Annotated in this window: 22 protein-coding genes; 10 read left to right on the forward strand and 12 right to left on the reverse strand. The window is 63.0% G+C overall.

Annotated elements, in window-relative coordinates:
• The 5 genes from FHU29_RS14085 to FHU29_RS14105 all read left to right on the forward strand — a co-directional run.
• Positions 1 to 325: putative phage holin (locus FHU29_RS14085; protein ID WP_221195061.1), on the forward strand; the 325-nt coding region annotated here is incomplete at its 5' end.
• On the forward strand, positions 322 to 1,437 hold the full coding sequence (locus FHU29_RS14090) for a hypothetical protein (protein ID WP_064442678.1): 1,116 nt from the start codon (positions 322 to 324) through the stop codon (positions 1,435 to 1,437). The genes FHU29_RS14085 and FHU29_RS14090, both read left to right, overlap by 4 nt.
• A 139-nt stretch (positions 1,438 to 1,576) precedes the next feature.
• The gene (locus FHU29_RS14095) at positions 1,577 to 2,962 is read left to right on the forward strand and encodes a hypothetical protein (protein WP_064442679.1); all 1,386 of its coding nucleotides are present in this window, start codon (positions 1,577 to 1,579) and stop codon (positions 2,960 to 2,962) included.
• Between the two features lie 9 nt (positions 2,963 to 2,971).
• Positions 2,972 to 5,128, forward strand: a complete 2,157-nt coding sequence (locus FHU29_RS14100; RefSeq protein ID WP_064442680.1) for a hypothetical protein — start codon at positions 2,972 to 2,974, stop codon at positions 5,126 to 5,128.
• Between the two features lie 2 nt (positions 5,129 to 5,130).
• The gene (locus FHU29_RS14105; protein ID WP_183377519.1) at positions 5,131 to 5,628 is read left to right on the forward strand and encodes a hypothetical protein; all 498 of its coding nucleotides are present in this window, start codon (positions 5,131 to 5,133) and stop codon (positions 5,626 to 5,628) included.
• A gap of 75 nt (positions 5,629 to 5,703) precedes the next feature.
• Here the strand turns inward: FHU29_RS14105 and FHU29_RS14110 are convergent, their stop codons facing one another.
• The 6 genes from FHU29_RS14110 to hemE form a co-directional block, all read right to left on the reverse strand.
• On the reverse strand, positions 5,704 to 6,270 hold the full coding sequence (locus FHU29_RS14110; RefSeq protein WP_183377578.1) for a hypothetical protein: 567 nt from the start codon (positions 6,268 to 6,270) through the stop codon (positions 5,704 to 5,706).
• On the reverse strand, positions 6,257 to 6,649 hold the full coding sequence (locus tag FHU29_RS14115; protein WP_064440377.1) for a DUF4234 domain-containing protein: 393 nt from the start codon (positions 6,647 to 6,649) through the stop codon (positions 6,257 to 6,259). The genes FHU29_RS14110 and FHU29_RS14115 overlap by 14 nt, the downstream gene beginning before the upstream one ends.
• A 57-nt stretch (positions 6,650 to 6,706) precedes the next feature.
• Positions 6,707 to 7,600, reverse strand: coding sequence for a tyrosine-type recombinase/integrase (locus FHU29_RS14120; RefSeq protein ID WP_232322963.1), 894 nt, complete (start codon positions 7,598 to 7,600; stop codon positions 6,707 to 6,709).
• 172 nt (positions 7,601 to 7,772) lie between these two features.
• Positions 7,773 to 8,468: a hydrogen peroxide-dependent heme synthase gene (hemQ, locus tag FHU29_RS14125; RefSeq protein ID WP_064440379.1), complete on the reverse strand. Its 696-nt coding sequence runs from the start codon at positions 8,466 to 8,468 to the stop codon at positions 7,773 to 7,775.
• Positions 8,469 to 8,473: 5 nt separating this feature from the next.
• A complete protein-coding gene (hemG, locus tag FHU29_RS14130) occupies positions 8,474 to 9,847 on the reverse strand; it encodes a protoporphyrinogen oxidase (protein ID WP_064440380.1) in 1,374 nt (457 codons plus the stop codon).
• Between the two features lie 7 nt (positions 9,848 to 9,854).
• Positions 9,855 to 10,934 (reverse strand): uroporphyrinogen decarboxylase, encoded by a 1,080-nt coding sequence (gene hemE, locus FHU29_RS14135; protein WP_064440381.1) that lies wholly within the window; start codon positions 10,932 to 10,934, stop codon positions 9,855 to 9,857.
• Between the two features lie 155 nt (positions 10,935 to 11,089).
• Between hemE and FHU29_RS14140 the strand changes: the two genes are divergently transcribed.
• From FHU29_RS14140 to FHU29_RS14150, 3 genes are all read left to right on the forward strand, one after another.
• Entirely contained in the window at positions 11,090 to 11,686 is a 597-nt protein-coding gene (locus FHU29_RS14140) for a DUF3000 domain-containing protein (RefSeq protein WP_074390859.1), read from the forward strand.
• 62 nt (positions 11,687 to 11,748) lie between these two features.
• Positions 11,749 to 13,002, forward strand: a complete 1,254-nt coding sequence (locus FHU29_RS14145) for an HRDC domain-containing protein (RefSeq protein ID WP_064440383.1) — start codon at positions 11,749 to 11,751, stop codon at positions 13,000 to 13,002.
• Positions 13,002 to 13,286: a hypothetical protein gene (locus FHU29_RS14150; protein WP_083962320.1), complete on the forward strand. Its 285-nt coding sequence runs from the start codon at positions 13,002 to 13,004 to the stop codon at positions 13,284 to 13,286. The genes FHU29_RS14145 and FHU29_RS14150 overlap by 1 nt, the downstream gene beginning before the upstream one ends.
• A gap of 18 nt (positions 13,287 to 13,304) precedes the next feature.
• Here FHU29_RS14150 and dxs read toward each other — a convergent pair whose 3' ends face one another.
• From dxs to FHU29_RS14165, 3 genes are all read right to left on the reverse strand, one after another.
• On the reverse strand, positions 13,305 to 15,236 hold the full coding sequence (gene dxs, locus FHU29_RS14155; protein WP_064440384.1) for a 1-deoxy-D-xylulose-5-phosphate synthase: 1,932 nt from the start codon (positions 15,234 to 15,236) through the stop codon (positions 13,305 to 13,307).
• 104 nt (positions 15,237 to 15,340) lie between these two features.
• Positions 15,341 to 16,651, reverse strand: coding sequence for a class I SAM-dependent RNA methyltransferase (locus FHU29_RS14160; protein ID WP_064440385.1), 1,311 nt, complete (start codon positions 16,649 to 16,651; stop codon positions 15,341 to 15,343).
• A complete protein-coding gene (locus FHU29_RS14165; RefSeq protein ID WP_064440573.1) occupies positions 16,651 to 17,358 on the reverse strand; it encodes a DUF3159 domain-containing protein in 708 nt (235 codons plus the stop codon). Before FHU29_RS14165 ends, FHU29_RS14160 begins: the two co-directional genes overlap by 1 nt.
• A gap of 59 nt (positions 17,359 to 17,417) precedes the next feature.
• On the opposite strand from FHU29_RS14165, the gene FHU29_RS14170 reads away from it, so the two are divergent.
• A complete protein-coding gene (locus FHU29_RS14170; RefSeq protein ID WP_232322964.1) occupies positions 17,418 to 18,158 on the forward strand; it encodes an alpha/beta hydrolase in 741 nt (246 codons plus the stop codon).
• Here the strand turns inward: FHU29_RS14170 and FHU29_RS14175 are convergent.
• Both FHU29_RS14175 and dut read right to left on the reverse strand, forming a co-directional pair.
• Positions 18,132 to 18,884 carry a DUF3710 domain-containing protein gene (locus tag FHU29_RS14175; RefSeq protein WP_232322965.1) on the reverse strand — a complete coding sequence of 251 codons (753 nt, stop codon included), beginning with the start codon at positions 18,882 to 18,884 and terminating at the stop codon, positions 18,132 to 18,134. The two genes, FHU29_RS14170 and FHU29_RS14175, sit on opposite strands and share 27 nt — an antisense overlap.
• A 101-nt stretch (positions 18,885 to 18,985) precedes the next feature.
• On the reverse strand, positions 18,986 to 19,450 hold the full coding sequence (dut, locus tag FHU29_RS14180; RefSeq protein ID WP_013806568.1) for a dUTP diphosphatase: 465 nt from the start codon (positions 19,448 to 19,450) through the stop codon (positions 18,986 to 18,988).
• Between dut and FHU29_RS14185 the strand changes: the two genes are divergently transcribed.
• A complete protein-coding gene (locus FHU29_RS14185) occupies positions 19,449 to 19,994 on the forward strand; it encodes a DUF3093 domain-containing protein (RefSeq protein ID WP_083962321.1) in 546 nt (181 codons plus the stop codon). The genes dut and FHU29_RS14185 overlap by 2 nt on opposite strands.
• A gap of 113 nt (positions 19,995 to 20,107) precedes the next feature.
• Here FHU29_RS14185 and FHU29_RS14190 read toward each other — a convergent pair whose 3' ends face one another.
• Positions 20,108 to 20,404: a DUF4193 domain-containing protein gene (locus FHU29_RS14190; protein ID WP_013806566.1), complete on the reverse strand. Its 297-nt coding sequence runs from the start codon at positions 20,402 to 20,404 to the stop codon at positions 20,108 to 20,110.
• Positions 20,405 to 20,453 lie beyond the last annotated feature (49 nt).

The raw sequence follows: 20,453 nt of genomic DNA on the forward strand, positions 1-20,453 counted from the left end.
CGTGGTGCTGTGCCTGGCGTGGATGCTGGGTGTGCGTGCCGCGGCGACACTGCTGGTGCCTTTCCTTGTTCTGGTGGTTGGTTTGTTCGCGGCGCTGTATTTCTTCCGTTCGAACTGGCGGGCCACCCTCGCCGGTAGAGCCCTGCTGTATTCGAAACTTTCGCTGCTGGTGCTCAGCAGCTACGGCGCGACGGTGCTGATCCTCGATGAGTTCCCGGCTCGTGACTGGGTTCGCTTAACGGTGTATCTGGTGGTCGCTTTGACGCAATTGAATCTGCTTTTGACGTTTATACGTGTTCAGAACGAGAGGGAACGGTCCCGATGACTAGTGCGCTGGATTTGGGCAAGGTGTTCGGTTTCGATGTGGTGAAGGAGATTCACCCTCGCATCAAGATTTGCCGTATCCCCACCGAGAACGGGTTGCCGCTTGAGCAGGCGTTCATGGTGCTCACCCCGGCTGATGGGGCGCTTGGTTTGCCTGCTGGGGATAAGGGCGATAAGGGTGATCAGGGTGAGCCTGCCCCGGCGTGGAAGCTGGAACCGGATATTCTTCCGGGGCGTTCGTCGCTTCCTGACTGGCTGACGAACGCGCCCGTGGATCGGGGTAAAGCGTGGTTCGTCAAAGACGGTGATGATTACGAGCTCGCGTATTGGACGGGCACTACCTGGAACTATTACCCGAGCATTGTGATCCCTGGGCCGAAGGGTGACCCGCCGGTCATTGATGGTGTGACCGTTGAGATGCTGGACGCGGAAGCTGAGCCTGTCGGTTCGGTGACTGGTGAGGACGGATCGTACGCGATTCATGTCGGTATTCCGGTGGAGCCGGGACCGCCAGGCCCGCAGGGCTCCACGATCATCAACGCATCATCGTTCACGACCACGCCGGACGAAGGATCGCTGCTGGGGTGGGACGCGGACGCGCAGAAGCTGAAGCCGATCATCCCGACCATCCCGATCGGTCCGATCACGATCCCGCCGAGCGGGTTCACTGGTGCAGCGATCCCCTCGAACCAATCGAACACACGCGTCACTGTCGCGACCCTGCAGCTCCCCTCGCTGCCGTTTTACTACTTCATCGACACCACCGGCTGGGTGGAGATCTCGTCAGGCTCCTCGACACGGATCGATGTGGAAGTCCGGCTCGGTGGCGATACCACGGCACAAAAACTCGTCGCGTATGGCGGCGGTGTGCGTGGCAACAACTGGCAAGCGGTGCGGTTTAGCACAGCGTTTGATGACCCGCTCGATCCGTTGTCGTCTCAGTCGGGGTACAGCGGTGTGATGATCCCACCGAACACGTCCGGCCCGTCAACCACGATCCATGTCGTGGCGGCGAAGATTGAAGGCCCAAACCAGTCATGGCAGGTCCGCCCGGATCGTGCGCAGTTAGTTGTGCGGATCATCCCGGCACCGATCCACCTGTGGGAGACCTGATGTATGGGTTCGGGGAGCTAGTCCCCCAGTCGATCCCGGATTCTGACAAGTTGTCGCGGGTGCAGGAGATCCGGGAACAGATGGCGCAATTACAGGATGAACTGAATCAGTTGTTGCGGGAAGTCAGGGGTGGACGCTGATGGACCCTCGTCTGCTTGAAGGGTTCGGTAATTTCGCGCAGCGTCAATACGTTGATGACCAATTGGATTCTAAGCTAGGCAAGTTCGGTGAAACGTTCACGGAGGATCTAGCGCGGAAGGCGGACCGGTCGCAGATCCCCGCGCCTCCTCTGTGGCAATCACTGGTGGAGTCGGAGGATGTGTCGTTCCCGCGATTGTTCCTGAACCGCAGAGTGCATAGCGTCGCGTCATCGACGGGCTTCACGAACTCGGGAAGTAACCACAATCATTCGATCTCATCGACGCAGGCACCGTTCTACACGCCGAACATCAACGAGATCCATCTCGCTTTTATCCGTGCCGCGCATGACCGGATCTATGACACGGTCGGTTTGATGGTCGGGAAAGCCCCGTTGCCGGTACGGAACTTGACGATCAGCCTGTACCGGATGCTGCCGAACGGTGACCTTGAGCATCTGTTCACCCAATCCAACATGAACCAGTGGATGACCCCAGGGCAAGCCGACCTTCGGCTACCGTTGCCGGTCGCGCTGGAGGCATACAGAAACGAGATCTTCGCGGTCGGTATCCACCAGTCCGGGTCGGGGAACACGCGCCCGTTGGCGGGGATTCAGATGGAGTCGTTCGAGGTGTCTCACACGGTGTATCCGCGCGGGCATTCAGCGGTGGCGTTCGTGTCTCCCGGCCAGAACATCAGCCGTTCCCAGTTGGGGTTTCACGATGTGCAGTGGCTTCCGTGGTGCGCTTTGGGTGAGTCCGGGCAGATCCTTGATTTCTCTACGCAGGCGTACGCGGACAGCTTCAGCCGCTCGAACTCCAAGGATCTGGGGATCAATTGGACGACGTTCGGGCCGATTGAGATTCACAATCAGAATGTGCGCCGTGAGTGGGAATCGGGTAACGGAACATCTGGCGCACTGTGGGTTCAGCCGCTGAATTATGACGACATGGAAGTTGAGTGCACGATCGGGTCGTGGGTGCAGGGTGACGCGCTCACACAGGTCCCATCGTGGCTGGTGCTTCGCTCGAACTCGGAGTTCACGCAGGGCATGGCGGTGCAGTTCGTGAACGCGAGCTTCCGGTTCGGGCTCGCAAGGATCACAGGCTTCAACACCACGTCGAGCGCGCTCGCTACTGCGTCGTCGTCCACGTCGTTGCAAACGGGGCAGCAAATCCGGTTCCGCGTCGAGGGCAACCGGTACCGCGTCTACCAGAACAACGTACTCAGGATTGACTGGACGGATCCGCAACCGAACTTCGCGAGGGGCCCAGAGAACCGGTTCTGCGGCTTCTACGTGTCCGGAGTGCATCCCGCGTTCGCGAACTATGTTCCATCGACTCATATCGGTGCGTGGGCTGCCCGCGACCTCGCCACCACAAGCTAAGGAGCGATTGTGCCTGCTGAGAAAGTATTCACGCATTTCGTGTTTCAGGGCGCGCAACTGAACCCTGACGGTGGTGACGCTGATGATCTGCCGGATAAGGCGTATTGGCGGGGCTGGGTAAGCCTGATCCCGCATGTGTCGCAGGGCGGGAAAATGGTGCCGATGCATGAAGCGCGGGAAGTGATCCGCGCGGACCTGCCCGGCGGTTGGGAAACCATCAGCCTGGCGCGTGAGTTCCGCATGTCCCTCGATGAGAACGGTGTCGCTAGGTACCGGGGGGAAGAAGGCATTTGGGTGCCTGCCCCGGGTGAATGGTCACCGGGTCAGGAGTGGGTGTATCAGGTCCGGTTCCGCGCGATCACGGTGAATGACGAGCCTGTTCCGGCGCCGCTGCCGTTCTTCGTGAACGCCCCGGTGAACGAGATGGTGGATCTGACGCAGGTTGGCCGTGTGATCGGCACGACCGGGCCGGGTGGCACAGCGATCGGTCCCCCTGGTCGGGGGATCGCGAGCGTGACCATCAAGAATGGTGCGTTCGTGTTCACGTTCGATGACGAGAACGCGACGACGAACACTGTGCCTCTGCCGGGGTATGAGGATCTCACCGAGTCTTTGATTGAGGCGCGGGACGCGGCGGAGGACGCGGCGGCATCGGCTACCGCGAGCGAGGGGAACGCGGCAGCGTCGGCTACGGCTGCGGGTTCGTCGGCGTCTGCGGCTGCTTCGTCGGCTTCTGAGGCTGAGGCGGCACGTGATGCGGCAGCTTCGTCCGCGTCTGCGGCGGCATCGTCGGAAACGAACACTGCAGCGAGTGAGCAGGCCGCGATAACCGCAGCATCGGGTGCGGCGCAGTCGGAGTCGAACGCTGGTTTGTCTGAGAGTAATGCGGCGGCGAGTGAGGGGAACGCGGCTCAGTCCGCGAGTGACGCCGCGGATTCCGCGACACAAGCTGCGAGTTCGGCTACCGCTGCTTCACAGTCTGCCTCCGAAGCGGCAGGGTCAGCGGACGCCGCGAACACATCATCGCTAGCAGCGTCGGAGTCTGAGAGTAACGCGGCAACGTCGGAAACGAACGCGGCGCAGTCGGCTTTGGAAGCGTCGGGGTATGCGTCGTCCGCAGGTTCGTCAGCAGCGTTGGCGTCGGACAGCGCAGGGGCCGCAGCGGCGAGCGAAGCGAACGCGGACGCGAGCGCTACCGCTGCGAGTGAGTCGGAAACGAACGCAGCGGACTCCGCTACCGCAGCCGCAACCAGTGAAACGAACGCGGCGCAGTCAGCGTCGGACGCGGCGGACAGCGCGGCGAGTATCGGCACCGCAGTCACCGACGCGCAGGACGCCGCGACTTTGGCCGGCCAGCATAAGGACGCAGCGGAAACCGCTCGGACTGGTGCGGAAACCGCGCAAGCAGCTGCGGAGCAAGCAGCGCAGGACGCGCAGGAAGCCGCGAATGTGGGGCCAGCAACGGACACCACAGCGGGTATCGTCCGGCTGCCGGGTAACGCGCCTGGCGTGCTGGGCGGCACCTCCAACAACCCCACCGTGACGGGGTGGGATGACAAAGCGGACGCCGATCACGATCACAGTGCAGATGACATTTGGGACGCTACCACCGTTGGTATTGATGTGTTGCGGGCATCGAACCAGCAGGCTGCCCGGGATGTGATCGGTGCGGGCACCTCGAACTTGCAGCTTGGGTCGAGTGGTTCGACCGCTGCTCCGGGTGATCACACGCACGGGCCGGGTGAGATCACGGGTGTGACCCCAACGGGTCAATCCCTAATGGAGGCTGCTGATGGTGCGGCGGCTCGGTCGGCGATCGGTGCGGGCACGTCAAGCCTTGAGCTTGGATCCGGCGCGAACAACGCTGCACCTGGTAATCACACGCACGTCGCCGCGCAAATTGATGACGCGACGACCGTGGGCAAGAACGTTCTTACCGCGGCGGACATGCAAACCGCACGTGATTCGATCGGTCTCAGCAATGTTGACAACACCAGTGATGCGGAAAAACCGGTGTCGACGGCGGTGGCGTACGAGTTCAATCAGGTCGCTAACGCTCTTGCGGACAAGGTGGATTCCGGTGATGTGGATGAGATGCAGCTGGTAGCGAACGAGGCAGCGGCTCTCTCTGCTGGTACTGGTGTGTTCGCGTTCTGGACGGAGTGAGCATGGGTATCGCGTTCAACGGGCAGAAACTAGCGGGGGCCGCATTCAACGGCGCAAAGGTCGCGGGCATCGCCCACAACGGGCAAGTGATCTGGACGTCAAGCCAAGCAGTCGCCATGGGCATGGACCTCGCTACGTATCAAACCCCACCTAGCCAGTCACCCCCAGACTGGACGACACTGACAGACTGGGTGGCATCCGCAGGGTTCCCTGAAACGGTCATCACGAGTGGCGCACTGATGCTCCCCGCTGGCACCTATGACCTCGACCTGTACCTTCACCTCAACAACCCGGTTGCCAGCACATACAGGGTGCGACTGATTGATAGTGACGACAACCAGCTGGTCTACAGCGAGAGCGGCTCCCACATCTCGATCATCACGTCCGGGCTCGTGGTTCCGGCTGGTGGCATCCGGTTCCAGGTGTCCAACTCGGCGGGTACAACGTCGCGTCGCGGTATCACGACCAACACGTATTGCAGGCTAGTTCCTTCGTCCTGATCGGCATTGAGAGAAACGACCAACTGCCCCTCACCTTTTTACCGGGTGAGGGGCAGCATTCGTCGTCTCAAGGGTCTAGTAGCCGCGTGAGTGGCAGATCTGTGGATGCACGTAGCCTTCAGCACAGCCCTCAGCGATCTCGCTTTCGCTCAGCCCGTCGGGTGAGTCGGGTGAGTAGATACGTACCTGGCCAGACGGACCGTGAACTTCAGGCGCAGGCGGGCCCGACTGGTAATTCTCGTTGGGGATCTCAACTCCCGTGTACGGGTTCCTGCACACCGCACCGTCGCACTCGAAAGTGTTCGCTTCTCGTTCCCCGCGTAGCACTTCGTCGTGTACTGATTGGCAGTAGTCGGAGTAGCCGGTGACGGTGCCGTCTGACCAGTACGTCACGATCGGTCCGAGACCTGTTTGACAGTCCACGATCACCGGTGGAGGTGCCGCTTCCGGTGCGACCGGTGCGGGCGGGGCTGGTGGAGCGGGTTCAGGTTCTGGTGTTTCTGTTGGTTCGGTGGTTTCAACGACCGTTGTCACGGTCGGCTCGGTAGTAGTTGGTGCGGGATCACGAACGTCGTTGTTCCCGCCGCACCCCGCGACCGCGAGAGCAAACACGATTACAGCGAGCGGTTTAAGCCGCTGCACGAGTAGCAGCCTCCACATTCCTCGCGGACGTGATCTCAGCAAGCGTGTTGATTCGGCGCTGTACATACCTCGGGGTGGACAGGAACCACAGCCCGGACCATAGCCACGTCATCACTGGTGAGACACGCACACTCGACCCCGCCTGCGAGTGCGCCGCATTCAAGCGTTTCGCTGTCCGCGATAGGGCGATGAGTCCGTAGAACGGGATCAACTGGGACCACCAGCGCGTCCATGCTGCACGCTCGCTACCAGTGACAGTGGCGAGTTCGGTGTTGATCCGGTCGAACCACACGAGATAATAGATCCCGAACGTGATCATGCACAGCCACCACAGGCCCCATGCGCCTTGTTTACGGATCGGGGCAGTTTCAATAGTCATACGATAGTCCTTACCCGTTCTTGAATGTTCCTGGTAGCCCCAGAACTAGGGGCACAGCTACGCCGCGCAGAGTCCGGGTCCGTCGCTGACATCCCTCAAAACAGCCGTCAATTCCGGTAACCCATCAACCAGGTCCGCTAGACGTTGCGGCGCTACCCGCGTGTACAACGACGTCATTTCAAGCGTCCTATGCCCCAGCATCTCCTGCACCAGACGTAAATCACCAGACATCTCCATAGCCCGAGTGCCAGCCCAATGCCGCAACGAATGCAACGTCGACGACGCCCCCGACTTATGCAGATGGTCGTTACACAACTGGCTCACATGCTGCGCAGTGACCGGGCCGGTGCCGCGTTCCCGCTGCCAGCACGGCCCGCTGTCCGCCATTAACGGTTCAATCACTTCCCAGATCTGCTGAGCAATCGGCAACATCCGCTCATCACCGCCCTTAGTGATACGCAGGTGCACGAACACGCGACCGTGGTGCCGAACGAAATCCTCCCGCCGAAGGTTAGCGATCTCCACGGCACGTAAACCGGGCCAGCACGCAAGCAGCAGCCACGGTAAGACACGCACCGGCGCGGTTCTGATCGCTGCCTGTAACTCCGGTGTCGGTATCGGTCGGGGGATACCCCGATTCGCTTGCGGTGTCACCAGCAGCGCAGCGGGGTTGTCCTCCCGATACCCTTTCTGGTGAATCCACTTGTAATACGGCCTGATCACGCTGGTTGAGTACCGGATGTTGCTCGGTTTCAGTGTGTCCTGCCAGTCTTCGAGTTCGTCAGTGCTGGCGTCAACGGGGTCACGTTTGAGGTGCTCGCTGAGGTAGTGCATGTACATGCGGCGCGCTTTGATGGTGTGTTTCGCGCGGCCCGCGCGTTTCATCCACCTGCAATGCTCATCGAGATACGACACGGCGTGTCCGTATTGTGCTCCTGGGATTAGTGACACGATGATGGCTCCTTCCCTGTAGGGAAGTTGATCATCACGTGCGTGTCGCGGGCATGTCCCAGGTTTGACTATTTCCACTATGCGGCAGTGGGGAATTGGATAAGCTGGCCTGGTTGACCAGTGTTATCGCGCCTACTCGATCAGCCTGCGGCTGGTTCCTGCAGACAGCTGATCAAGGCAATGCTTGGATGAGGCTCGCGGCGTCCACGCGCGGACCGGTAAAGAACGGAATCTCTTCGCGAACGTGGAGCCTCGCCTCCGTCGCACGGAGATCCCGCATCAGGTCGACAATGCGATGCAGTTCCGGAGCTTCGAAGGCGAGAATCCACTCATAGTCTCCGAGCGCGAACGAGCTGACGGTGTTCGCACGGACGTCAGGGTAACCGCGCGCAGCTTTGCCGTGGTCTGCGAGCATCTTGCGCCGCTCGTCGTCCGGGAGCAGATACCACTCATACGAGCGAACGAAGGGATAGACGCAGATGTATGCGCCCGGATCCTCCCCCGCGAGGAACGCAGGGATGTGGCTCTTGTTGAATTCTGCGGGCCGGTGCAAAGCCACTGAACTCCACACCGGCGCACTCACACGCCCCAATGTCGTAGTGCGCCGAAAATCTTGGTAAGCGGCCTGAAGATCCTCGACCTGTTCGGCGTGCGTCCAGATCATGAAGTCCGCGTCTGCCCGCAGTCCGGAAACGTCATAGACGCCGCGCACGACGATGCCGCGTTCTTCGAGCGACGCGACGAACGCATCGAACTCCTTGATCGCCGCGTCCCGCTCGTCACCGAGAATTCCCGGTTCAACCTGGAACACCGAGAACATGAGGTAGCGGATCGTATCGTTGAGTGCCTTGTAATCAAGCCGTGCCATGGCCCCTATCCTGCCACGTCGCCAATTGCTTTCGTGACGGCAGCGTCCGCGGAGGCGATGCACGCTGGTACACCCACGCCATGCAGGTAGCCGCCCGCCACCCCGATACCGGGCAACTGGAGAATGCCTTCTTCGATAGCCTTCACGCGGCGCTGATGGCCTGGCTCGTACTGCGGGAGGCCATCGGGCCAGCGCTGCACAGTCGCTGCCCTCGGATCCACATCGATTCCAGTTAGTACTCGCAAATCCGCCCGAGCGACCCGAACCAGGCTCTCGTCCGGGAACGCCGTGACAGGCGGATCGTCACCAAAGCGCCCGAGTGACACCCGCAACAGCCCGCGACCGCCCTGATGCGGCCACTTGCGGCTTGTCAGCGTGACAGCCTTAGCATCGAGCTTCTCACCGGCCGCAACGAGCACCCCCGACCATTCAGGCAGCACCGAGTCGTCTCCAAAAGAGAACGTCACGACTGCGCTGCTCGCATGTCTGATCTCACCGGCAGCTGCCGCAGCGGCAGGTGCATGACCGGATAAGAGGCCTGCGAGTGCGTGCCCCGGCAAAGCCAGAATGACGATATCCGCATCGCTCGCGACGTCTGTCCTCCAGCGTTGCCCCGCGCGGCTCAGGACTCGCGCCGAAGCGGAAAGCCGAACTTCGGCACCAGCCGCTCGCGCCAGCGCGTTCAGCAGCGTCTGGTAGCCGTTTCGGAAGGTCGCGAAAACCGGCCCGCTCCCCGCCGTGGGCGTGAACGCGCCGCGGACGGCTGCTGTCAGAGTCGCCGCACCTGAATCGAGTGCCCGGGCTAGTTCCGGGATCGCCGCGCGGACCCCCACCGTGCTCGAGTCACCGGCATACACACCAGCGATGAGCGGGTCGATGGATTTGCGGACGACTTCCTCACCGAAACGCTCGCGAACAAGCTCCGCGAGGCTCAGGTCCGCACCAGGTTCCCACGTAAAGGGGCGCTCAGCTTCCCCCGCTGCGTAACGCTCAGCTGCCGGACTGACGAGGCCTTTCAGGCCCTTGATGCTGGCTTCGGAGGCTGGTATCCCCATGAACGCACCTGGTGGCAAAGTATGCGCGGATCCGTCCGCCCAAATGACAGGACGAACGCTCGACGGCGTGACCAGCTCGGCACTCAGGCCGAGTTCCCCGGCAAGGCTGAGGACTTCGGGGCGCCGCCGAATGAAGGCTTCCGCCCCCACATCGACAGGTCCGCTGTCCATAGTGAGCGTTCGAAGCTTGCCCCCCACGCTCGCTGACGCCTCACATACGGTGATGTCGACTTCTGGTCCCAATGCCTGCCGCAGCCGGTAGGCGGCGGTGAGCCCAGCGATGCCACCACCGATCACGACTGCGTGCCGCACGCGAATACTCACGGGAGCCTCACAGCGAGTGAACGAGCTCCACAACGCGAGTGAGCACCGTCGGGTCAGTTTCCGGCAACACGCCATGACCGAGGTTGAAGATGTGCCCGCGCGCTCCGATTCCCACCGCGGCGTCAGCTTCCCGAACGATACGCCGCACTTCCCGCTCGATCGCGTCCCAGCCCGCGAAGAGCAGTGCGGGGTCGAGGTTGCCCTGCAGCGCCTTACCCTTGCCGACACGGCGCGCAGCCTCGTGCAGCGGGATGCGGAAATCGACACCGACGACGTCGGCCCCCGCCTCGCCCATCGCGCCGAGCAGTTCACCAGTGCCCAAACCGAAATGGATCCGCGGAACGCCGGCTTCCTCGAGCTCGTCGAAGATGCGGATCGAGTGCGGCAGTACGAACTCGCGGTATTCAGCGAGCGACAGAGCTCCCGCCCAGGAGTCGAAAAGCTGCACCGCATCTACCCCGGCCTGTGCCTGTGCCTTCAGGAACACGATTGCGATATCAGTGAGCTTTCCCAGCAGCTGATGCCACACATCGGGCGCGCTGTGCATCAGCGCTTTCGTTTGAGCGTGGTGGCGGCTAGGCCCACCTTCGACCAGATAGGAGGCAAGAGTGAAGGGCGCTCCCGCGAATCCGATCAGCGGGATCGAGCCCAATTCGCCTGTGAGCAGTGTTACCGCCTCGGCGACCGCCGCAACCTCATCTGGCTGCAACCGCGGAAGCCGCGCGACATCCGCACTGGAACGTATGGGTTCCGCGACAACGGGGCCCCGTCCTGCGACGATGTCGAGGTCAACACCGGCGGCCTTCAGCGGCACGACGATGTCGGAGAAGAGGATCGCCGCATCGACGTTGTGGCGGCGTACCGGCTGCATCGTGATCTCACAGACCAGCTCTGGGCGGAAACACGATTCGAGCATTCCGATACCCGCCCGGAGTTCGCGGTACTCGGGGAGCGATCGGCCCGCTTGCCGCATAAACCACACTGGACGGTGCGCGGGCTGGCGTCCGTCGGCGGCCGCAAGGAAAGGCGCGTCGGTCAGGACTCGACGGTGGGGGTAGGCGAGACTGCTATGCGAAGTGGCGCTCATGATGGCTCCATCTTCGCATGCGGGGCAGAGTGAGGTGCCACCAGATAACGCTAAGGACGCAGAGAAAATTCAATTCAGTACAGATCCACTCCACTCAGGCGTGGGTCGGCGCGCCTCCTCTAAGCGCAGTGTGATCCACACTACCGTCCGAACCTGTGACGACGCCAAGCCCTCATTCCGAACCGGAGCAGTTCCGCACCGCGGTTGAATCAATGTCGAGTGCGGCAGTCCGCCCAGAAATCGTGGTCGGCCCCATCCGGCCGCCACAGCGACTCGCGCCCTACAGCTACGCGGTCGGAGCGGAAGTCAAACACCCCGGCAGCGACATCGTGCGGGAGTTCTCAGAGGGCGACGCGTTCGGGCGTCTCATTCTGTTGTACGACCCCAACGGTGACGAAGCCTGGAACGGAATTTTCCGGCTGGTCTCCTACATCCAGGCTGACGTGGATGCCGCGCTGGCTGAGGATCCTCTGCTTCCCGAGGTCGCATGGAGCTGGCTCAAGGACGCACTTGATGCCCGGACAAACGAGTACACGGCGCTTGGGGGCACTGTCACTGCCACAACGTCAGTTCGGTATGGCGATATCGCAGGGCCGCCAAAAGCACACCAGCTGGAGATGCGCGCCTCGTGGACACCACAGACCCTGGACCTTAAGCCACAGGTTGAAGCTTTCTGCGAGGTACTCGAATACGCGGCAGGTTTGCCGCCCATCGGGATCACCTCGATCAACGGCCGCTTTCGGACGCAGTGACGCCAAGCCTCGTAGCCCAGTCTGCCTGCTCGCAGCCTATTCCTCCCGTACGCTAGCGCTTTATGAGCGAGGTCAGATCAGGCGGCGACGGTAGCGAACCCGTGCCGCTGTTAGCGCCGCGCGAGGGCCTTCCGCCGCTCATCGAACAGGCAAACGACCTTGCGGCGGCGGCTCGCGCAATCGAAGCTGGGACAGGCCCACTCGCGCTCGACGCGGAACGCGCATCGGCATATCGTTACTCCGCACGGGCCTACTTAATCCAATTGCGCCGCGCCGGGTCCGGAACATTTCTGATCGACCCGATCCCACTGCGAGGCTCCTTCGCGCCGCTCGCCACAGTCATCAACCCCCTCGAATGGGTACTTCACGCGGCGGACCAAGATTTGCCAGGGCTCGCGGAACTAGGGCTCACTCCGACCGCGCTCTTCGACACGGAGCTTGCCAGCCGACTCGCCGGCCTTGAACGCGTCGGGCTTGCAGCGATTTCCGAAAGTCTCCTCGGATTCACACTTGCGAAAGGGCACGGGGCAGCCGACTGGTCCTCCCGGCCCCTTCCCTCCTCGTGGCTCAACTATGCCGCCCTCGACGTCGAAATTCTGCTGGACCTACGCGAAGCACTCGATCAGGAACTCGCCGAGCAGGGTAAACGCGAGTGGGCTGCCGAAGAGTTCGAATTCGTGCGCACCCGGCCGGCTCTTCCGCCGTCACCCGAACGGTGGCGGCGAACCGCGAACATCCACACCATCCGTGACAAGCGTGGGCTCGCTACGGCACGCGAGCTGTGGTTCACACGCGACATGGTTGCCGAACAAGAAGACATCGCACCAAAGCGGATACTTCCTGACTCAGCTATCGTGGCCGCTGCAGCGCGGCGTCCGCGTACCGCAGCGGACCTCCGCACGGTTCCCGGGTTCGGTGGCCCACGCCAGCGACGCAGAGCCCGAGTCTGGCTGGACGCCGTCGAGCGGGCACGCACGCTCCCCGGGTCCCAGTTGCCGCCGCTTCGAGCGCCCGCTGATTCCACAGCCCGCGGCGCGGCGCGGCCCCGCCCGGGTACGGACGCCGCGAACCGGCTGTCAGCGGTGCGGAAGGAACTCGCGGTGGTCAGTGACGAGGTCTCAGTTCCGGTCGAGAACCTGCTTGCACCGGACCTCGTACGGAGATTATGTGCTAGCCCACCCGAGCCCGCTACCAGCGACTCTCTCATGCAGGCACTGAAGGAAGGCGAGGCGCGGCCCTGGCAGATAGCGCTCGCAGTACAGCCCCTTGTGACGGCCCTATCGGCCCCCGTCTCCGCATACGAAAAGGACGCGTAATGACGCGAAGAATTGCCTCTTCCGCTCTCTGTGCGGCGCTAGCCCTCGTTGCACTCGTTCCTGCATGTACAGGGGGCATTCTCGGCAACCGCGGCGGTGACACGCGATGCGGGGACTTCCTGTCGCAGGACGAGCAGGCGCAGCGGGAAACTATCCGGACCTATCTGAGCGAAAGCGGCGAAGATCCGGTCAATCTGCAGATTGACACCACACGGGTGGTCGTGATCGGCTTCTGCCGCACTCTCGGCCGTGACGATGACCCAATCCGCAGAATCGAAGGGTGAATTCGGCGCTGCTGGCGGCTAGGAGCCCGTGACGGGCGCTGAGCTATCAAGTCCAGCGTCGCTGATTGCTGTGCTTCCCAGTCGCGCGGCCCACCCAGTCACCTGCCGCGCGATGTTCTGGGCCGTGATCCCGAGTTCATCCAGCACCTGGTCGCGTGACGCGTGGTCGAGGAAGCGCTGTGGGATGCCCAGCTCACGGGTGCGGACATCGACCCCGCCCGCACGCAGCACCGCACCGACCGAGGACCCCACTCCGCCGTGCACGCCACAATCTTCGATTGTGACCACGAGACGATGCTCCTCGGCAAGCTTCACGAGCTCCTCGCTCACCGGCAGCACCCACCTCGGATCGATGACTGTGGTGCCGATCCCGTGTTTCTTGAGTAGGTCGACCACGTCGAGCGCAAGGCGCGCAAACGGTCCCACAGCAACAAGGAGAACATCCGCATCCGCGTCGCGATGGAGAACATCCACACCGTCACCAATGCGCTCGAGCGCGGGAATGTCCGGCCCCACCGCACCCTTGGGGAAACGCAGCGCTGTAGGCCCATCCACAATCGACACTGCTTCCGCGAGTTCCTCGCGCAAGGTGGCGGCATCGCGTGGGGCTGCTACCCGCATACCGGGCACAATGCCCAGGATCGACAGGTCCCACATTCCGTTGTGGCTGGCTCCGTCGGCGCCGGTTACGCCCGCTCGGTCGAGGACGAGTGTGACAGGCTGCTTCAGCAACGCGACGTCCATCAAAAGCTGGTCAAAAGCGCGGTTCAGGAAGGTCGAGTAAACAGCCACCACGGGGTGCATTCCGCCGAGAGCGAGGCCAGCCGCCGACGTAAGTGCGTGCTGCTCCGCGATCCCGACGTCGAACATGCGGTTCGGGTACTTCTTGCCGAAAGCGGCAAGCCCTGTGGGGCCAGCCATCGCTGCCGTGATCGCGACGATCTCTTCCCGTTCGCGCGCTAGTTCGATGAGTTCCTCAGAGAACACCGACGTCCAGTCACGAGGGGGTTTACTCTTCGCCAGACCTGTCTCCGGATCGATCACGCCCGTCGCGTGCATCTGATCGTCGATGTGGTTCTCGGCATGGAGGTAGCCCATACCCTTACGGGTGACAGCATGAACGATCACCGTGCCGCCGAAATCCTTCGCACGCCGCAGCGCGGACTCCACTGCGCCGAGATCATGCCCGTCGACCGGGCCGAGGTACTTGATTCCGAGGTCAGAAAACAGGGCCTGTGGACTAACGGCGTCCTTGATTCCCGCTTTCATTCCGTGCAACATCGCGTATGCCGCATCACCGACCATCGGGATACCTTTGATCGCTTTACGGCCGCTCGCCAGCATTTTCTCGTAGCCGGGCTGCAGCCGGAGCGCAGAGAGGTGATCGGCGAGCCCGCCAATCGTGGGCGCGTATGACCGCCCATTGTCGTTGACCACGATGACAAGCGGCCGCTGCTTGTCGAGTGCGATATTGTTCAGCGCTTCCCAGCACATCCCGCCGGTAAGTGCCCCATCGCCAACGATCGCAACCACGTGCCGGGAGTGCTGCCCGGTCAGGCTGAAGGCCTTCGCGAGTCCGTCAGCGTAGGACAACGCCGCGGACGCGTGTGAGGATTCGACCCAGTCATGCTCGCTCTCCGAACGCGCGGGGTAACCCGAGAGGCCACCCTGCTTGCGTAACGTGTCGAACTGGTCTGCGCGGCCGGTGAGAATCTTGTGCACGTAGGCCTGGTGGCCGGTGTCGAAAAGAAGCGCGTCGTGGGGGGAATCGAATACGCGGTGCAGCGCGAGTGTGAGTTCAACGACACCCAAGTTCGGGCCAAGATGGCCACCGGTGGCGGACACCTTGCGAACCAGGAAGTCCCTGATCTCGCCCACAAGAACCGCAAGATCCTCGGGTGCGAGCTCCTTGACGTCACCAGGAGTTCGAACGCGCTCCAGAAACCCCAACGAGCAACTCCATTCGTTCGAGCGGCACGGACCTCACCGTCCCAGCGTCATGGTTCTGTCCAGTCTACGGATATAGCGGGCTGCTTCCAGCCAATGTGGGCCAATCAACGGTTTCTCACGAACTTACCCACGCACTCGACATGGTGTGTGAGTGGGAACGCGTCGAACGCACGCAACTCTGCCAGACTGTAGCCTGCGGCGCGATACAGTGCGCAATCACGCGCGAAGGCAGCAGGGTCGCAGCCAATATGAATGATCCGGCTCGGGGCCGCGGCGGCGACTTTGCTGATTACCGCGCGGCCGGCACCCACCCGTGGGGGATCCAGAACTACTACAGCGGGGTTTGCCGAGAGGTTATCGATCACGCGCTCAGTTGCGCCCCGATGGAAACGGACCTGCGGAAGGTCCGCGACGGCGGCCGCACCGTCGTGAACAGATTGCGGTGCAGCCTCGACCGCCTCGACGTAACCTCCGCTGCCGGTCTGAGGTCCGAGTACCGAGGCGAAGACTCCAGCCCCGCTATAGAGATCCCAGGCGCCCTCACCCGGTCGCAGATCGGCCCATTCCGCAACGATCCCAGCGTACTGCTCCGCTGCGTTTTTGTGTGCCTGCCAGAATCCAGATGCGGCGATCTCAAAAGGTCGTCCATGCACGTATTCGACGGCGCGACCCGACCCTTCGCGCACCGCCTCCGAACGGGGACGGGCGCGTGCGGCACGGCGGGCAGCCGCTGAACGCCGTTGCTGCTCCGCCGAGTCGGTACGGCTGGGCCGGCGTCCCCCCGCGTGAGCCGGTGCGATCTCGACGATGTGCCTGGTGCCATTACCGTCCCGAACCACCTGAAGCTCCGCCCCCGGCGTCCATTTGCGGGAACCGATGCCGGACAGAAGGTCAGGCACAGGCTGTGGGCAATCGAGCCGCGTCACGAGGTCGTTGCTCCGGTGGCGACGGAAGCCAGCAGCGCCCGTGCGGTCCACGCCAAGCCGGACCCTCGTCCGCCAGCCACCGATGCTGACCGCTCCGGGGCTCAGGTCTCCCTGCAGCGCCTCGACACTGACCACCCGGTCAATGTGCGCAATCCGCCGAAGCTGGCCTGATACAACAGCAGACTTCACGTCGAGCTGCCGACCGGGACGAATATGAGCGAGATCGCAGCAGCCCGCTCCCGCGTCGCTGACTGAACACACAGAATCAACCCGGTCGGGCGACGGGTCCACAACTTCGACCGTTTCGGCGAAGCAGTGGCTTCCGCCGCGGTCATCGGTGATTAGCGCGCGAACCCGCTCACCAGGGATACCGCGGCGCACAAACACGACACGCCCATCGTGGCGCGACACGCACCAGCCGCCATGTGCCGGATCACCAAGTGTTACTTCGACGGTCTGCCCACGCCAGCTCTCTGTGGCATTGTCCACTAGAGCCTGGTTCCTTGCTCACCGCTGTGCGGCGCAGCTTCGTCCGGGTCGCTTTCACCGGAGGCTGGCGCCTCGGTGCCACGGCTAGCGTCCTCGATCGCCTGATCAGCCTTGCGGACGGCGATCACGCAGACGAGGAATGCAACAGCCGCGAGCGGCCACCCCATCGCGAGCCGGGCGAACGCGAGCATGCCGGTCTGGTCAGTGTCGTAAAGGTGCGCTTGAACGAGATAGCGCGCACCGAAGACAAGCACCCACACTCCGGTCGCCAAGTCGTAGTACCGCAGCGCGGTGCGATTTCGTCGCCAGGCGGTACCGCGCTCGTTGAGGAAGCTCCACAGGACCCCGACTAGGGGCCAACGCACCAGGACCGAAAGCAAAAAGACCGAGCCGTAAACGAGACTCGTGTAGATACCAAAGAGGAAGAACCCCCGCGCCTCCCCAGTGCGGTGCGCGATAAACGCACAGATGCCCACGCCAATGAAGCCGGAAATAGCGGGCTGAATGGCATCCTTGCGTATCATTCGCCACCCCAGCACCGCCACCGCCGCTCCCAGCGCGACCCAGATCGCAGCGGTGAGGCCCGCGATGGTGTTGGTGACGATGAAAACCACGATGGGCACCGTCGACTGGATGAGACCACTGACCCCACCTAGCTGGTCGAGCCGTGACTGCTGCTGATCGAACACACTATGAGGGTGCCACATCTCGGGCACACCGCGCGCCATCCGATCGGTCGAAGTGCACGACAAGGCACGATAGACAGGTGTCTAACGCACAAGAAAGCCAGTCTCCAGCTCTAGACAGAGTGCAAGCGGACCTCGCTGTGTTGCTTCCAGGCTCGGGTTCTCGCGCGGATTTTGTGCGAAGAGCCTTCGGACCCGCGCTCGATGAAGCAGGAATCCCGCTGGTCGCAGTGCAGCCAGACCCACGGCGCCTCATCGCGTCGTCGCTCGAAGCGCTCAGTCAGGCAACTCAGGGCGGCCGTCGCGTGCTCGCCGGGGGCGTGTCCATCGGCGCTGCTGTCGGTGTACTTTGGGCAGCCCAGAATCCGCACAGCGCTGCAGGCGTGGTCGCGGCATTGCCCGCCTGGACCGGCGCCCCCGACGCCGCGCCGGCGGCCAGAAGCGCCCGCCATACTGCCGCACTGCTACGAGAGCACGGAATTGACGCTGTGATCAGAGAAATGCGCGCGTCAAGCCCGGACTGGCTGGCAGATGAACTCGAGGCGTCGTGGCGAGATCAATGGCCCGCGCTTGCCGACGCACTGGACGAGGCGAGCCGGTTCGGCGCTGTGACCGACGATGTGCTCAGCTCGGTGCGTGTGCCGGTGGGCATCGCCGCGGCGCCGGACGACCCGGTACACCCGTGGGAAGCGGCCGCACAGTGGCAGGCACACCTCGCACGGGCGCACATCACCCCAGTTACTCTCATCGACGCGGGCCGTGACCCAGCGGTGCTCGGTCACGGCTGCCTCGACTCACTGCGGGCGCTCGGCGCTCTCTGACGAATTCCCGGCGTCCGCGTCACCCGAATCCGGAGGATCTACCGGCGCCGCTTGCTGCGGCGATTGCTGGGCCGCGCTTGCCTTGGCCGCTTGCATGGCTTGTTGTTGCTGCATCGCCGCTAATTGCTGCTGGAGCGCCTTCGGCAGCGTGATGGGCAGCGGTGTACGGACAGGCAGCGGCGCGTCACCACGGGAGACGATGGTGCCCGACAGTACTTCGCGAGCCGTTCTAGCGAGATCACCGTCATGCGCACCTGTCCCGGAGGGTCCTGCAGCGACGAGCCGGATCATCCAGCGGGGCCCATCTACCCCTATGAAGCGGATGTCCGCGGACTTCGTGACCCCGTTGACTTCCGGTCCCCACGGGCCGGAGTCGGTCGTCACCTCAGCACCGTCGCGACGCAACGACTCGGCCAGTTCACCCGACACCTCCCGCCACATCCCCGACGACCGTGGTGCTGCGTAGGCGGCGACGGTAATTCGGCCGAATTGGGTGGCTAGGTGAATGCCCTGCACTCCACCGCTCTTGGCCATCTCGACCTGGACCTGCGCACCTGCGGGCAGAGGCACGGAAAACGCTCCGAGATCGAGGCGCTTCTCGCCTGTACCCGGCTGCTCTATTTCGCCCGAGTCGAATGGCCCATTCGAGCGGTCGGATTCACGACTCCCCGGCGCATCGCTTTCGCTGGCCCCCGTTTCGGGAGGCGCTTCTGGTTCGGGGTTCACTTCTGACTTTTTATTGCGACGAAGAAAGCCCACTTCACTTCCCTTCCTGATGCGTCGCGCGCAACCGGGCACGCTGCGGGGTGTGGCGCACACGCCACGAGCTATGCATCAGCAGCCAGACTCGCGTGTCCGCCGCTCGAGCCGTAGCCACCGTCACCCCGCGCTGTCTCACCCAGCGACTCGGCTTCCACGAACGCGGGGAGTTCCACCCGCTGCACCACCAGTTGCGCGATCCGGTCTCCGCGGCGGACATGTATTGCCGTACGGGGATCGTGGTTGATGAGGCAAACCTTGATCTCACCCCGGTATCCGGCATCCACAGTACCTGGGGTGTTCACGATCGAAAGACCGGTCCGAACGGCGAGACCCGACCGCGGGTGAATCAGTCCGACGGTGCCCTCCGGGAGGGCGATGGCGATGCCCGTACCCACGAGAACCCGCTCGCCGGGCTCGATCGTCACATCAATCGCGGAGAACAGGTCAGCCCCGGCGTCGCCTGGATGGGTTCGCGATGGGAGCGGCAAGCCCGGATCGAGCCGCACTACGGGGATCGCTAGATCAGTCATGTTTTCGGTGCGCACGTTCGGCGAGACTACTCTTATTCTCGTGCCCGAACACGCTTCACAGTCCCCCAAGAAACAAACGCAGGCCGAATTCACCGAGCAGCTGTGGGTTCCCTGGTGGTGGTGGCCACTGGGACTCGTAGCATCTTCCCTGGTAGCCACACAGTTCGCATTGGGCATCAGCGCTCTGCCTGCATGGCTGCCCTATGTGGTCCTCGCGCCTGTCCCGATCTGGGTGTTGTGGTATCTCTCGCGTACCAAGCTGCGGGTGACCCACCACGGACCAGAAGGCCCCGCACTGCACGTGGGGGACGCGTACCTCCCAACGAGCGTCATTGCCCGGACCGCGGTCATTCCGCCATCAGCAAAGCGGGCAGCTATGGGCCGTCAACTCGACCCAGCGGCGTACGTTCAGCACAGGAACTGGGTGCGGCCAATGGTGCTTGTTGTCCTCGACGACCCCGACGACCCCACGCCATACTGGCTGGTCAGCACCCGTCGTCCGGAACGCCTGATCGAGGCAATCGACTCTGCCATCCGCCGCTAGGACCTGGAGGGCCGAGACGCGCGCGCGATGCTCAGCCCGTCGGCGCACGTCGCCCAGCTCGCCTGTCCCTCGCGGCGAGCTGGTTTAACTCACACCCCTCATTGGCGAAGCCGTCAGATGCAGTCCTGGCACACCAGCGGACCGCCCTCACTGCTCGCAAGGCGGCTTCGGTGAAACACCAGGAAGCACTGCGAGCAGGTGAATTCATCGGCCTGCTTCGGGATCACCCGGACCGAGAGTTCTTCACCGGAGAGGTCAGCTCCAGGAAGTTCGAAGGACTCGGCGGTGTCCGAGTCGTCGATATCGACAGCTGACGATTGAGCCTCACGGCGCGACGTCAGCTCGTCCAGCGAGTCCTCGGACAAGTCGTCCGCTTCGCTGCGCCGCGGCGCGTCGTAATCAGTCGGCATTTACTTTCATCCCCTATCCACGTGCGCTGTGTTACCAGGCGCTTGTGCC

It is taken from the genome of Hoyosella altamirensis (assembly GCF_014191505.1).
GTDB classification, from domain to species: Bacteria; Actinomycetota; Actinomycetes; order Mycobacteriales; family Mycobacteriaceae; genus Hoyosella; species Hoyosella altamirensis.